Origin of the sequence: Amphritea atlantica (assembly GCF_900111095.1) — a bacterium.
Taxonomy (GTDB): domain Bacteria; phylum Pseudomonadota; class Gammaproteobacteria; order Pseudomonadales; family Balneatricaceae; genus Amphritea; species Amphritea atlantica.
On sequence record NZ_FOGB01000012.1, the window covers coordinates 112057 to 126798 of the forward strand.

Sequence of the window (14742 nt, forward strand, 5' to 3'; positions counted from 1 at the left end):
ACACTACATGGCAGAAGCCAGAAAATATAATTGGGCGCTATTTTCCCTGATATGCCTCAAATCCACAACTGAAAGCTATTGACTGACCCATCTATTCTGACAGACTACCCTTTGCTGCTATGGAAAGCAGGGAGTAAATGATGATATGGACTATCACTCCGGCAACCGCTCACTCTCTCCTCCTTTTGCTCAACATCCCTGTTCTCGCCCTTGAGTAGCAAATAACAATACTCCGTCGATTTAAGCTTTCATCAAAGCCTGATCATGGAAGACTAAGCCGACTTTAATAAACCAAGGACTCCACAGATGAACCAGCCTGTCATAATCGCGGAAGAGACCCCTCCTATCAGCCGTAGTGCAGAGCAGCACACCCTCCTTAGCCACGATAACAGCGAACTGTTTTACCGCTATTGGCCCGCTATACAATCAACCAATTCGCAGCGTGCTATTGTGATGTTTCATCGGGGCCACGAACATGGCGGGCGAATGAGCCATCTTGTAGATGAACTGCAACTGCCTGATACCGCCTTCTTTGCCTGGGATGCCCGGGGGCTGGGTCAGTCTTCCGGCGCACGGGGCCATGCCAAAAGCTTTGCCACCCTGGTGAAGGATATCGACTGTTTTATTCGCCATATCACCGAGGCCCACGGTTTTAAAACCGATCAGATCATCGTGTTAGGCCAGAGTGTCGGCGCGGTTATGCTGACAACCTGGGTACATGACTATGCCCCGGAGATTCGCGGGATGGTACTCGCGGCACCCGCATTTGATATTAAACTCTATATCCCCTTCGCCCGACAGATGATCTCAATGCGGCAAAAACTCGGGGGAATTTTCACAGTTAACTCCTATGTCAAAGCGAGTCAGCTCACCCACGATCCTGACAGAATTCGCAGCTACAACGCAGACCCTCTGATTACCCGTCCCATCGCCTCCAACCTGTTGCTGGACCTTTATGCCGCAGGTGAACGCTCTGTTAAAGACGCCCACGCGATCAACACACCAACCCTGACACTGGTATCTGGCAGTGACTGGGTGGTCAGAAAACAGCCTCAGTATGAATTTGCGGCACGTCTGGGTAGCAGCAACAAACGGCTGATAGAGCTACCCGGCTTTTTCCATGACACGCTGGGCGAACTCAACCGGGAGCAGGCTCTGACAGAGATACGCCAATTTACCAGCGAACTTTTTGACACGCCCCGACATCAGCCCGACCTGAGACAATCAGATCAGCAGGGTCAGGGTTATCAGCACTATAAAAGTCTCGCCACAGCAGAAACGGGGCTGAAACAAACCTATTGGCAGCTACTACAGAAAATGGTCGGTCTGGGCGCACAGTTATCAGAGGGGTACCGGTTAGGTAAAGAGACCGGCTTTGATTCCGGCAGCACCCTCGATTATGTCTATCGCAACCAGCCACAGGGGAAAAACTGGCTGGGCAGGCAGATCGACCGGGTATATCTCAATAGCATTGGCTGGCGTGGCATCCGGCTACGCAAACTTCACCTGGAACAGTTGATTAATCAGGCCATCGATCAGTTACAGGCAAACCAGCAACCCGTCCGTATCGTTGATATTGCTGCGGGCCATGGCCGTTATATTCTGGATGCTATCGCTCCCCGTAAAGATGATATCGATAGTATCCTGCTGCGGGACTTCAGCGATATCAATGTGACCGCAGGCAGCCAGGCGCTGATACAGCGCGGCATGGATAGATTCGGCTCGTTCCAGCAAGGGGATGCTTTTGATCAGGCGTCGGTAGCCGCAGTACAGCCAGAACCGTCCCTTGCCATCGTTTCCGGACTGTATGAACTGTTCAGCGATAACAGCCTGCTGCAGTCATCCCTTGCCGGGCTGGCCGACGCGGTGAAACCCGGCGGTTATCTGATCTACACCAACCAGCCCTGGCATCCGCAGCAGGAGCTGATCGCACGGGTGCTGAGCAGCCACCAGAGCAATCAACCCTGGGTGATGCGTTGTCGTTCACAGGGGGAGATGGACCAGTTGGTTGCCGAGGCTGGTTTTGAAAAATGTACTCAGCTGATCGACCAGTGGGGCATCTTCAGCGTCTCAATTGCTCAACGACGCTAAGCGGAAGCAGCGATGAATACTGAATCCGTCATGCTCGGTGATCAACCGCCACGCCCCTGGCTCAGAGCGTTACTCTGGCTGGCCTTTCTCGGGCCAGCATTTTTTATCAGCTACGGCTTTGCCAATGCGTTTACGGCGGGCCGCAGCGATGTTGGGCAGTATGTCTTTGCCTGGGAGACACAGATCCCCTTCTGGGACTGGACCATCATTCCCTATATGTCCATCGACCTGTTGTATGGCATCTCATTGTTTCTCTGCACCAGCAAGGCCGAACTTGATCGCCATGCTCTGCGCTTGCTAACCGCTACCGCTGTTTCTGTTAGCTGTTTTCTGCTGTTTCCGCTGGAATTCACCTTTGTCCGCCCACCCACCGATGGACTCTATGGCGAATTATTTAATCTGCTAACCGGCTTCGATAAGCCCTACAATCAGGCGCCCTCTCTGCATATCAGCTTACTGGTGCTAATCTGGTACACCTTCAGCCAACACCTCAGGGGCTTACTGCCGCGCTTGTTAATGCATAGCTGGATGCTATTAATCGGCATCTCAGTACTGACCACCTGGCAACACCACGTCATCGATGTGATTGGGGGACTTATCGTTGCGCTAGTGGTGATGTACATGATTCCCCCGGTTGCTCATCGCTGGCACTGGGCAGGGCAGCGGAATAGCAAACTGGCCGGATATTATTGTTTCGCCACCCTGATTCTGAGCCTCAGCGCGATTTTTATCGGCAGTTGGGGCTGGTTATTGTTGTGGCCAGCCACGGCGACAGCCCTGATGGCGCTGGCCTATTGGGGTTTAGGCATCTCGGTTTTTCAATATGATAATCAAAAGATGTCGCTGCCGGCATTGATACTATTGACCCCCTACCTGCTCGGCGCCCACCTCAGCGCCCGGTTGCTCAGCAGACACAGACAGGGGTGTGTAAAAGTCACCGACGGGGTCTGGCTGAGTAAAGTCCCAGGCAGGGAGGAGTTACAAACCAGCGGCGCCAGCCTGCACCTGAATCTGACCGCCGAGATGCGGCCTCTGAGCTATCGTTGCAACCATACATATCGCATACCGATGCTCGACCTGGCGATCCCCGATGAAGCAACGCTGTGGGCAGCGATTCAGACACTCAATTGCCTTGCTGAGAACAAAAAAACGGTACTGGTGCATTGTGCACTGGGATTATCACGCAGTGCACTGGTGGTTGCTGGCTGGCTGCTATACAGCCATAAAGCCCGTTCAGTCGGGCAGGCTGTGGACATGATCACCCAGATAAGACCCGACTGCATCCTCCACGAAGGTCATCGGGCACTACTCCATAAGATCAGCAGGCCGACAATGGAGATCGATAATGATCACTAACCAATCCCCAACCGAAACGGTGCTGGCCGAAAAACCTGAGGAGGTCAAAGCAGAGGTGCTGCTGGCGGCCCTGTCATCCACTCATGCGCTTAGTTTTATCTCTGCGGTGCTGGCAGGCTTATGTGGCCTGTTGATTATTTTCGGCGGCTCGCTTCTGGTCAGGTTGATCGCTTTCGCCGGTATACTCATTGCGCTGCTGCAAAGTTATTACTTCTGGCGAGTATCTCTTGATAGAAAATTACTGCCAGTCTTACTCAAACATGGTGCGAAATCCTTTGATCAGGGACTCCGGTTCCTGTTTCCGGCGAAAGCCGATTCACTGATAACCCTGACGATGAGTGACCGTCTACAGGGCATCAGAAAACTATTCTTTCGGCAGTGCTGGCTGGCTATAGTACAATCGCTGCTGACCCTACTCAGTCTGGTTCTGTGCTTAATCAGCGCCGCTTGTTAAAAGGATTTATTCATGCCCAGTGTTTATCAGCTTAAAAGTGCGTTCTCCGATATTCTCCGCCCGATCACGCAACGCCTGGCAGCCGCTGGCGTCACAGCGAATCAGGTCACTATTGCGGCACTGGCCGGTTCTGTTGCGCTGGCAGCCGCACTCTATTTTGGTTCGCTGCTACTGAATCTATCGCCACTCACCTGGCTATCGGTGCCCATCTGGATGTTTATCCGCATGGCGCTGAATAATATCGACGGCATGCTCGCCCGCGAACATGATATGTCGACCCCGAAAGGGGCCATTCTCAATGAGATGGGCGATGTCGTGTCCGATAGTGCCCTGTTTCTGGCCTTTGCCGCACTGCCGGGTATCAATATTCCACTGCTGGTTATCCTGACACTACTCGCGGTAATGAGCGAGATGATCGGCGTTGTTGCTGTGCAGATCGGTGCCAGCCGCCGCTATGACGGCCCCTCCGGTAAGAGTGACCGGGCACTGTTTTTTGGTCTGCTGGGGTTTCTCTATGCCCTGGGCGTTAACCCGGGAATGTGGAGTAGCGCAGTATTACTGCTGATTATCGTTTTGCTGGCGGTCACCATTATTAACCGCGCTAAATCAGCCCTGCGCGAGGTTAACAGCAACACCCCATCTGAAGCTGATTAAACCGCCACATCATCGGCTTCAGCAGCAGGCAGGGTCAGGCAATAGGCGGATAACTGTTTAAACGATTCGGTCGCCGAGTTCATAAATCCGGCGGCACTTTCGCGATCCGTCAGATTTTCACCGATCACCACGTCGCAGTTAAAAGGTACCAGCAGCGCTTCACCTTTAGGCAGCGCCCGGCCAAGACCATGCAGCATGGCTGGCACCACCGGGATATCCCCGCGCTCTTTGATCAGATAGTACACCCCTTTTTTTAGTCGACTCAGCTGCTCCGGCTTACCCCGGCTGCCCTCAGGGAATAGCACCAGAATCTCTCCGGTATTCAATGCCTGAGTACAGCCACTGAACAATGTTTCCCTATCGGCACCACCACTGCGATCCAGAGGAATAATACCGATGCATTTCAACGCTACCCAGGCGAGCAAACCGCCATTGCCGAGAAAATAATCGGCCGCGGCCACCGGACGTACTTTATGGATCATCGACAATGGAAACAGGCTGAGTAACACCAGCGTATCCAGATGGCTGTTATGGTTGGCGATAACGATGGCCGGGCCGCTATCCGGCAGGTTATTCCTGCCCCGGACATTCAGTCCCAATAACAACAGCACTATCGGTTTGACCAGCAATGCAAAAAATAGCACTTTAATCGCTCTGTCCATTGTCTCCCCTCCAATCAGTAATAACTGTAATAGAGAAAATGAAAAAACAGTGGAGCGGTAAACATCAGACTATCCATTCGGTCCAGAATCCCACCATGCCCAGGGATCAGATTGCCAGTATCCTTAATCTGCAGATCCCGTTTAACCGAAGAGATCACCACATCACCAAAGAAACCGCTAACACTGATCAGCAGTCCGGCAATCAACCCCTGCCACCAGTTTAACGGCGTCAGCAACGGCGCAGTCAGCCCTCCTAGTAAGGTAATCGTAGCAACACCACCGAGAAACCCTTCCCAGGTTTTATTCGGACTGACCTTCGGAATAATCTTATGCCGGCCGAATCGCTTACCCCAGATATACTGACAGACATCGTTAAACTGGGTCATAAACAGCAGAAACAATACCGGACCGATATAACCAGCCATCTCATTCTTTACCGGCAACACCAGCAGATAAGCGATATGGCTGATAGCAAAGACTGTCAGCATGGTTGCCCAATGGAGAATCCCCACCGAACGAATAAACCCTTTTGTTTCACCCAGTAGCACCATCCGTACCGGCAGCAACAGAAAGATGTATACCGGGATGAAGATGATAAACATGCCGTACCAGCCAATAGACACCCAGTAGTACTGCACGGGAATTGACAGATAGGCCCAGAAGATCACCCGCCGGTCAGTTTGCCGGGTAGGTACAATCGAAAGAAACTCTTTTAACGCCAGAAAACTGAGAAAGCCAAAAAAGACAATGGCCAGGGTCTGATTAAACAGCAGTGCTGCAAACAGAATACCGATCATCATCCACCAGGACTGCACCCGCTGTCGGAGTTCGGTGTAATCTTTATCAGGATGCTTCTGTTGCATACGATAGCTAATCAGGCTACCGCTCATCAGCAGAATAACCACCAGCAGGATCAGATAAAACGAGTGAATCGGTACACCAAACATATGATTTCAAAATCCTTTTAAATAAATGCGCAAAGTACCTAATATTGAAAGGCTAAATTCTACCTGCGTTACAGTATACTGTAATCAAAACATAACATAATACTGTGGCGATCACGCCTGATCTCCTTAGCAAGAATTTAAAACAATCCCTGTGGTTAAACTGTAGTTACAACCGCCTTATTCGGAAAACTTCCAGGGCTTGTCTTCAGGCACATATACGCTTTCCTTCTTAACGCAACGCTGGCTGATGTCAGTCGCTTCGGAAAACAGAATGTCCCGCCCCTGGGCTATTTTTCGCGTATAGAGCGGGATTGTCCAACCGTAAAAAACAGCTTCGCATCGCTGCGTCGTCAGCACCCCGGCCATATCTTCTTCACTCCAGTTGCACTGATAATCTGCGATTGTCCGTACAGGACCTTTATCAGATAACAGTTTATAAGGGGTAAGGTTCTTTTCAGTCACCGGGTGCATCCGGACTCTGGCAATATTACCTACAGAGAGATAGGTGTACTCCGCATCAGAGGTTTCCCAGCGCTGTTTACGATAGGGGGTGTAGGTTATTTCACCCCGCTGCCGGGCCTGCATTGTGAGCATCCCGCCGGTTTCTTCAAAATAACTGGCGTCGGCTGTTGCAATTACCACCTGACGGCCCTTCCTGTCGGGTTGTTCATCGATCAGACGGGTAACAAAATGCTCATAGGTGATAACCACTGCAGGCACTTCATCAGAACTGCAGGTCAACGCCCCCTGATTCTGTGCATGGACGAAAGGTATACTGAATAGAAAGACTAAACAGAGCAATCGTTTAATAACTGGATTCATTTGCATAAAAAGCTCAGCCATTGACTCCCAAAATTTATCTGCAGACATTGTGATTGCCTGATCAACAGAGAGCAATAGTTGGAGGCAATGTGACTTAACAGTTTTGCGACAAAGATAAACAATCAACGTGCGACAATCTGCCACATTCATGACTTAAGGCGCTTGGTTATAATTCTGCTTTCTGCCAAGCTAGCGCTATGAACTACACCAGCAACACCCGTCATCAGCTATTGCAGCTCAGTTATATCCGTACGGTCACTATTTTCGGCCAGAGCGGGTTGTTGCTGTACCTGTTTTTTGGCCTGCATGTCACGCTTAATTTCTGGCTGATCGCGTTTGCGCTGCTGGCGATGGCGTTGCTTAACCTGTTGTCACTCTTGCGGCTGCGCTCCCCTATGCCCCTGACCCAGCTGGAGTTTTTCTTTCAACTGGTTGCAGATATCGCTTTTTATGTCTGCTTGTTATATCAGATGGGTGGCGTGGGCAACCCCTTCTCCGCACTGCTTCTAATCCCCCTGATTATCAGTGCAACCTCACTGCCGCGACAATACACCTGGCTGACTGCACTGATGGTGACCATCAGCTACTCTCTGCTGATGCGCTTTTTTATCCCCATCAACCTGCCGGATACGGGGCATCAGCATCAGGCCGATGCACTGTTAAATCTGCACCTTGCCGGGATGTGGGTTAACTTTATTCTCACAGCAATTCTGATCACCTGGTTTGTTGTGAATATCCGCGAGAATCTGCAGCGTCAGGAACTGAGCCTGAATCGTGCACGAGAATCCAACCTGCGCAATCAGCAGTTGCTCTCTCTGGCCACCATGGCAGCCGGTACAGCCCATGAGATGGGAACACCGCTGGCGACTATGCGGGTCCTGCTGCATGAGATTAAACTTGATCACAGTGAAGATCAGGAACTTGTGGAGGATATTGAGATCCTTCAGGCTCAGGTGGAAAACTGTTCCGATCGTCTGAAACACCTGGCGGAATCAGTCAGGCAGGAGCAGCAGGAATCCCGCGCACTGCCTGCCGCACAATTTTTCGATGAAATTCTGGACCGCTGGTTGCTGATGCGCCCCACTGCACGCTTCAATCCCCCGGTGATCAACGTCAGTGGTAATCCGGTCATACTCAGCTCTATCCCTCTGCAACAGGCGTTTATTAATCTGTTGAATAATGCCGCTGATGCATCGGATAAACCGCTGCAGATCGAGGTATCGTCTGATGCACAACAGATACTCTTTACTATTCTGGATCAGGGGCCGGGGATACCTCTGGAGCAAGCGGAACAACTGGGTAGCCCGTTTATCACCACCAAAGGTAAAGGCCTGGGCATAGGACTGTTTCTGACTGCCAGCGCACTGGACAGCTATGGCGGAGAGGTCCGGCTGTTCAATCACCCAGAAGGGGGAACACTGACCGAAGTTAAACTACCGGTCATTAAAGAGGGGCATAACAATGGATACTGATTCGTTAGCTTTGCGTTTTCTGATTGTTGATGATGACGAGACGTTCTCCCGGGTATTAAGCCGGGCAATTAAACGACGGGGTTATGAGACGGCAGTGGCCGGTTCAGCGGAACAGGCTCTGGAGATGTTACAAACCTTTACCCCGGATCTTGCCACTCTGGACCTGAAGATGGATGGCGCCTCAGGCATCACTCTGATTCCCCGTCTGAAAGCGCTTAACCCCGATATCAGAATTCTGATTCTGACCGGCTATGCCAGTATCTCTACGGCAGTTGAAGCGATCAAGCTGGGGGCTACCGATTATCTCGCCAAGCCTGCCGATACCGACCAGATTCTCGCAAAATTGAACGCTACAGAGCCGGACCCGGATATTGAAATAGCCGATAAACCTATGTCTGTAGGACGACTGGAATGGGAACATATTCAGAAAGTGCTGACAGAGCATGATGGCAACATCTCGGCTACCGCCCGCGCCCTGGGCATGCACCGGCGCACCCTGCAGCGTAAACTACAAAAACGGCCGGTCAGGGAAGAGCATTAACGTTGCTCGTTGTAGGAGCGGCTTCCAGCCGCGAGAATAGGTGAAAATGTTCAATCGCGGCTGGAAGCCGCTCCTACAAATACAAAGAAGGGTTTTATCGAGCAACGGCTTTTGAAGCTCTTTGTGACGTCGAGCTACGAGCAACGGCTCTTAAAAAATCACTTTTCCTGTGACAATCGAGCTATATCCCTTTACTGATCATCAATATATTTTTTAGCATCGAAGGTGCGGATCCAGTCAGGATAGAACACCATCATCCCGGTCATGATGATGCCGTTGAGCAGTCCCTCAGGAAAAACAATAAGAGGCAGTATCTGTATATACTCGCTATAGATCTTATCACTGCTGTAAACGTCACTGATCCACAACAGAAACCCCATGCTCAGCCCGCCGACAAGGGTCGCCGCCCCCGCTCCCAAAAAAGCACAGAGAAACAGATAAACAAAGAAGTTAGGTGGCAGCCGTGCTTCAACCTGACGCAGAATATAATAGCTAACCAGCGAAGGAATGACGACGGTGCAGAGCCCGTTCACGGCGAAGCCGTCCCAGCCCTCCCGCCCAATCAGGGTAGTCCCCAACAGTGCCAGACTGGCGGATAGAATCGCAAGATCCCAGCCAAACATCAGGGTAAGCACCGTCACCCCGAGAAAATGGATACCCAGTCCGGGCGAGATGCCGGCCCGCATCTGCCATAAAATCATCAGCCCGACGGTTGTTCCCAGAAACAGATGTTGCAGCTGCCGGTTGCTGACGAGCGTCGACCAGGGCGCAGACCATATCGCCAGCCCCAGCAACAGAAAATAACCGGCCTGGGCAAACCAGAACCAGAAGCCGGTAATCAGGTCTGTGGTTAAATTCATGACGTTGCCGAATCCCTTGAGTAAACTCTCTAATCAGTGAGTTCTGTCGAGTTTAGCGCGCTGACGGTAAAATAAGATTGTTACAGCTCATTAAAATAGCATCTTCACTGCCATTTCCGCTTGGATAATAGCCTTTACGAATACCATCTTCTGTATAACCCAGCCGCAGATAGAGTTTGCGGGCAGCCTCGTTAGAGCTGCGCACCTCGAGCATATTCCGCCGAATATCGTCTTTGTGAAGCTGCTCATGAACATAACCCATCAGCTCAGTCGCCAGCCCCTGGCCACGGCACACAGGGCTCACCCCTATCTGCAGTAGCTCGGCCTCATCCAGAACCGTTGACAGCAGAGCAAACCCGGTCAAATGCGCCTCCTGCCACATACCATAACAACGATATCGCTGACCAGACAGATACGTGTGTAACTGAGTTTCAGACCAGGGGGAAGCGAAACACAGGGTCTGCAGCTCAGACAGCTGCAACAGATCGTCGACCTTAAGCGGTCGCAGGTGATTATCGCTCATCGCCAGCCAGTTGTTTTTCCAGGTGATCGAGCAGTGGTTGCAGATCCTGCCACACCTCCCGCTTGCAGCCCGGCACCATCATCATCTCGGTAAGGCTGGCAGAGGCCAGGGTTTTAACGCTGGAACGCAGACTGAACAGCATACCGCGCAACTGATCCAGCGGCTCAGTTCGTTCCAGCACCATCTGGGCGGCCGACTCGCCCAGCAGTAATACCGTATTTACCGGACTCTTTTGCAAACTTTTCTTCAGTTTATGCTGCACGGTGAGGCGGGCCTGTTCAGCCCCCTGATCCAGCGATTTGCTGGCAAACATCGGCCAGGGAAGGGTGTAAAACTCAGCCGCACTGCCGCCGCTAAGACCGATAGAGCGCAGAATTTTATCGAGTAGAATCTGGTGGTGCGCATCGGCCTGCCCGCTGTTCAGTTGCGCCCGCGCTGACACGGACACCGGTGGCAGAGAATCGATGACCAGGCAGTCCTGATATACCATAAAGGCCAGCTTAAACGGTTTTTGTTCCGTCTGTGTGGCGGGATCGGGAAGATCGATATCCACCGATTGAGAGAGGCTTATATCCGCCGCAGCTGCTGGAACCGCTTCAGAAGGCGCTGTAGGGGGCACCTGCACCTCAGGCCGGGCTGGCGCAGCGGCTGCAGACGCACTACCGGCCGATACTGCTTTCTGCTCTTCCCCAAAACTGGCACTCAGCTCAGCCCGGGCCTGTTTAGCAGCATGAGCGCGATCAGCCGGTTTAAGGATTGGAGCAGATCCCGTTGCAGCAACATCAGTTGCCGATGCAGGTTGCGGCCAGCAGTACTCCCACACCCAATCCGGGGTGGGACGGGCACCGGGGAGCTGTCGACGGGGCAACCAACTGACAATGCCCAGCGTTTCCAGATACTGATTTCGTAGCGACTGCTCCATTCTGCTGTTCCCTTTACCCTGAACTGATAACTGAAATTTACGCGTCAGTTAAACCTGCGGATGAGCTTTCTCTTCAGTGGATTCAAGCATATTCAACGCATGGATATAGGCTTTAGCCGAAGCGATAATAATATCGGTATCCGCCCCCAGCCCATTAACGATACGCCCCCCCTTCTCCAGCCGCACGGTCACCTCGCCCTGAGAATCGGTGCCGCTGGTGATCGCATTGACGGAATACAGTTCCAGACTGGCATCAGATCCAACCAGTGAGGCAATCGCTTTAAATGCCGCATCCACCGGACCACTGCCCTCAGCTTCGGCGGTGTGTTCAGCGTCGCTAACCACGACCGTCACTTTAGCAACTGGCACTTCACCGGTCTGGGAGGTCACCGAGAGACTGCTGAGCTTAAACTTCTCGTAATGGGATGCACGGGTATCACTCACCAGCGCCTGCAGATCCTCATCGAAAATCTCATGCTTTTTATCCGCCAGATCTTTAAACCGGGCAAACGCAGTATTCAGTTCAGCATCCGATTCGAAAGTGGTGCCCAGTTCTTCCAGTCGAGCCCGGAAAGCACTGCGACCGGAGTGCTTGCCCATCACCATCTTATTGGCGTTCCAGCCAACATCCTGGGCGGTCATAATCTCGTAAGTTTCGCGGTGCTTCAGCACACCATCCTGATGGATACCGGATTCATGAGCGAACGCATTAGCCCCCACAATCGCCTTATTCGGCTGTACCGGAAAACCGGTCACACTGGAGACCAGCCGAGAGGCGGGCACGATCTGCGTGGTATTGATACCGGTATGCAATCCCAGCACATCCTGGCGGGTGCGCAGCGCCATAACCACCTCTTCCAGAGAAGCATTACCTGCCCGTTCACCCAGGCCGTTAATAGTACATTCCACCTGCCGGGCTCCGGCACTGACCGCTGCCAGCGAGTTGGCGACCGCCAGACCCAGGTCGTTGTGGCAGTGAACCGAAAACACCGCTTTATCGGCGTTGGGAATCCGTTGCAACAGCTGCTGAATCGTATGGCCAAACTCTTCCGGTACGGCATACCCCACCGTATCCGGAATATTAATCGTGCGGGCACCAGCATCGATCACCTTCTCGATAATGCGGCACATGAAATCCAGCTCAGAACGGCTGGCATCCTCCAGCGAGAACTCCACATCACTGATCAGGTTTCGCGCCCGCTTAACGGCATAGACCGCCTGCTCCACCACTTTGTCCGGGTCCATCTGCAGCTTATACTTCATATGGATCGGCGAGGTGGCAATAAAGGTATGGATACGTCCGGAATTGGCATTCACCAGCGCTTCACCCGCGCGATCAATATCGGCATCCAGTGCTCGTGACAAAGAACACACCGTGCTGTCTTTTATGGTATCTGCAATCGCTTTAACTGAGGCAAAATCCCCCGGCGAGGCGATCGCAAAGCCCGCTTCAATCACATCCACCTGCATTTTTTCCAGCTGTTTAGCTATACGCAGCTTCTCTTCGCGGGTCATCGAAGCGCCGGGGCTCTGCTCGCCATCACGCAGAGTGGTATCAAAAATAATTACACGGTTATTATCGGTCATGAGCGGACTCCGGGAACTGATTGGCTGCGACTCTCTATGGTGCGGCAAACAAGCTGTATTGATTAGTTGGAAAAGGGATCGGCAGCGGGCGGGACTGTAACGCTACAGTCAAAAAATTGCCGGAAAATTAAGGCCATATCCACTATATTATCTGATACTGAGTAATATAACTTCCTGATGGCTATTTGCAACTTAATGACATACAAATAAGCCCCTGTCAGCCTCTCAACTAAAGGGATTCAGCCGATGAGCTATGATCATTTCGATCAACCTGTAGACCGCCATACAACTTCCAGCCAGAAGTGGGAGAAATACCGCGACACCGATATCCTGCCAATGTGGGTCGCCGATACCGACTTTATGGCTCCCCCCGCAGTGATAGAGGCACTGCAGGCGCGGGTCGACCATGGCATCTTCGGCTATACCAACACCCCCTCAGAACTCAGCCAACTGATTATCGAGCGGATGCAAACACTCTATAACTGGAGCATTCAGGAGGAGTGGCTGGTCTGGCTACCGGGGCTGGTGTGTGGTCTCAATCTGGCCTGTCGCAGCGTCGGGGCCAGTCAGGACGAGGTCGTCACTGCCAAACCGATCTACCCCCCCTTTATGTCCGCTCCCCGCTTATCTGACCGGCGTCTGATCACTGTGCCCATGATTGAACAACAGCAGCGCTGGCTGATCGATTTCGACGCACTGGAACAATCGATTACCGATAACACCACACTATTATTGTTCTGTAATCCGCATAACCCGGGAGGCACCGTCTACCGTAAAGAGGAACTGCTGCAACTGGCTGATCTCTGCCTTAAACACGGGCTGACCATCTGTTCTGATGAGATCCACTGTGATCTGATTATGGAGCCGGGATTAAAACATATCCCCCTGGCCTCGCTGAACCACGAGATAGCAAACCACAGCATCACCCTGATGGCCCCCAGCAAAACCTTTAACATTGCTGGCTTAGGCTGCTCGTTTGCCATCATTCCCGATACCCGGTTGCGCAAACAGTTTCAACAGGTACGCAAAGGGATCGTACCCGACGTTAACCTGCTCGGTTATACCGCGACAATGGCCGCCTACAAAGAGGGAGCACAGTGGCATCAGCAGCAACTGGATTACCTCAAAGGCAACCGCGACTACCTGATGCATGAGATCAATCAGATTCCAGGGCTCAGACTTAACCCGGTGGAAGCCACCTACCTGGCCTGGATAGATGTCTCAGCCGCCAAGCTGGAAAACCCCGCCCACTTCTTTGAACAGGCTGGCGTAGGGATGTCACCGGGACGGGACTTTGGCGATGACCGCTTTATGAGACTCAACTTTGGCTGCACCCGCAGCCTGCTGATAGAAGCGGTCGACCGCATCCGCCGGGCGATGCTTAGCCAGTTGCCAGGGGGCTAACTCGCTTCGCGAGAGTCGCTAGACGTAAAACTTCGTTTTACTTGCTAGAAAAAGAATAGGTACCAGATGTCCGCTTTCGACAAAGCGGACAGAAAAGTGCCGTGGCTAGATGTGAAATTCAGAGAGGTTGTTCACAACTCGGTTGTATAGGAAGCTGTTGGTTGCGAAATCAATAGCCCTTTAAACAGAGGAGTGAACAACCATGCACAAGAATGCAAAATCTAGCCTCCATAGTCGAGTTTTAATTGTCAAAAAACATCTTGAAGAAGATGTGCCCGTCTCCGACCTGGCTGACTTTTTCGAGGTATCTAAAAGCCTGATCTATCGCTGGATCAGGCGCTATCATCAAGAAGGCCTCAATGGACTTCGAGATCGTAAAAGTCGACCTAAACGCATCTCATCGCGAACGCTTTATTGGCAAGAGCAAGCGATAAAAGCTCTGGCCCT

Annotated in this window: 15 protein-coding genes; 8 read left to right on the plus strand and 7 right to left on the minus strand. The window is 52.2% G+C overall.

The features are described 5' to 3' along the window. Positions 1–306 precede the first annotated feature (306 nt). Genes BMY09_RS17010 through BMY09_RS17025 form a run of 4 tightly spaced genes read left to right on the plus strand, consistent with a single transcriptional unit; the run spans position 307 to position 4555 of the window. Positions 307–2091, plus strand: coding sequence for a bifunctional alpha/beta hydrolase/class I SAM-dependent methyltransferase (locus tag BMY09_RS17010; RefSeq protein ID WP_091360642.1), 1785 nt, complete (start codon positions 307–309; stop codon positions 2089–2091). A 12-nt stretch (positions 2092–2103) separates the two neighbouring features. Continuing rightward, the gene (locus BMY09_RS17015; RefSeq protein ID WP_091360643.1) at positions 2104–3447 is read left to right on the plus strand and encodes a phosphatase PAP2/dual specificity phosphatase family protein; all 1344 of its coding nucleotides are present in this window, start codon (positions 2104–2106) and stop codon (positions 3445–3447) included. Next, positions 3437–3901 (plus strand): hypothetical protein, encoded by a 465-nt coding sequence (locus BMY09_RS17020; protein WP_091360645.1) that lies wholly within the window; start codon positions 3437–3439, stop codon positions 3899–3901. The genes BMY09_RS17015 and BMY09_RS17020 overlap by 11 nt, the downstream gene beginning before the upstream one ends. Before the next feature lie 12 nt (positions 3902–3913). Further along, complete coding sequence (locus BMY09_RS17025) at positions 3914–4555, plus strand: CDP-alcohol phosphatidyltransferase family protein (protein WP_091360647.1); 642 nt, start codon at positions 3914–3916, stop codon at positions 4553–4555. Here BMY09_RS17025 and BMY09_RS17030 read toward each other — a convergent pair. The 3 genes from BMY09_RS17030 to BMY09_RS17040 form a co-directional block, all read right to left on the minus strand. Beyond that, on the minus strand, positions 4552–5217 hold the full coding sequence (locus BMY09_RS17030; RefSeq protein ID WP_091360649.1) for a lysophospholipid acyltransferase family protein: 666 nt from the start codon (positions 5215–5217) through the stop codon (positions 4552–4554). The genes BMY09_RS17025 and BMY09_RS17030 overlap by 4 nt on opposite strands. Positions 5218–5231: 14 nt before the next feature. Further along, positions 5232–6164, minus strand: a complete 933-nt coding sequence (locus BMY09_RS17035; protein ID WP_091360652.1) for a phosphatidate cytidylyltransferase — start codon at positions 6162–6164, stop codon at positions 5232–5234. A 177-nt stretch (positions 6165–6341) separates the two neighbouring features. Then, positions 6342–6992 carry a hypothetical protein gene (locus BMY09_RS17040; RefSeq protein WP_139203211.1) on the minus strand — a complete coding sequence of 217 codons (651 nt, stop codon included), beginning with the start codon at positions 6990–6992 and terminating at the stop codon, positions 6342–6344. 191 nt (positions 6993–7183) lie between these two features. On the opposite strand from BMY09_RS17040, the gene BMY09_RS17045 reads away from it, so the two are divergent. Both BMY09_RS17045 and BMY09_RS17050 read left to right on the plus strand, forming a co-directional pair. Next, positions 7184–8458: an ATP-binding protein gene (locus BMY09_RS17045; RefSeq protein ID WP_091360656.1), complete on the plus strand. Its 1275-nt coding sequence runs from the start codon at positions 7184–7186 to the stop codon at positions 8456–8458. Then, the gene (locus BMY09_RS17050) at positions 8448–8999 is read left to right on the plus strand and encodes a response regulator transcription factor (RefSeq protein ID WP_091360658.1); all 552 of its coding nucleotides are present in this window, start codon (positions 8448–8450) and stop codon (positions 8997–8999) included. Before BMY09_RS17045 ends, BMY09_RS17050 begins: the two co-directional genes overlap by 11 nt. Positions 9000–9190: 191 nt before the next feature. Here the strand turns inward: BMY09_RS17050 and BMY09_RS17055 are convergent, their stop codons facing one another. From BMY09_RS17055 to BMY09_RS17070, 4 genes are read right to left on the minus strand one after another with little or no spacing between them, the layout of a single operon-like run. Further along, positions 9191–9859, minus strand: a complete 669-nt coding sequence (locus BMY09_RS17055; protein ID WP_091360660.1) for an energy-coupling factor ABC transporter permease — start codon at positions 9857–9859, stop codon at positions 9191–9193. 52 nt (positions 9860–9911) lie between these two features. Next, the gene (gene rimI / locus BMY09_RS17060; protein WP_091360661.1) at positions 9912–10382 is read right to left on the minus strand and encodes a ribosomal protein S18-alanine N-acetyltransferase; all 471 of its coding nucleotides are present in this window, start codon (positions 10380–10382) and stop codon (positions 9912–9914) included. Next, complete coding sequence (locus BMY09_RS17065; RefSeq protein WP_091360663.1) at positions 10372–11304, minus strand: uracil-DNA glycosylase family protein; 933 nt, start codon at positions 11302–11304, stop codon at positions 10372–10374. Before BMY09_RS17065 ends, rimI begins: the two co-directional genes overlap by 11 nt. Positions 11305–11352: 48 nt before the next feature. Continuing rightward, a complete protein-coding gene (locus BMY09_RS17070) occupies positions 11353–12891 on the minus strand; it encodes a 2-isopropylmalate synthase (RefSeq protein ID WP_091360664.1) in 1539 nt (512 codons plus the stop codon). Positions 12892–13137: 246 nt separating this feature from the next. Between BMY09_RS17070 and BMY09_RS17075 the strand changes: the two genes are divergently transcribed. Continuing rightward, positions 13138–14295, plus strand: a complete 1158-nt coding sequence (locus BMY09_RS17075) for a MalY/PatB family protein (RefSeq protein ID WP_091360666.1) — start codon at positions 13138–13140, stop codon at positions 14293–14295. Positions 14296–14497: 202 nt separating this feature from the next. Next, positions 14498–14742, plus strand: a 245-nt coding sequence (locus tag BMY09_RS17080; RefSeq protein ID WP_139203200.1) for a helix-turn-helix domain-containing protein, incomplete at its 3' end; no start/stop codon positions are given.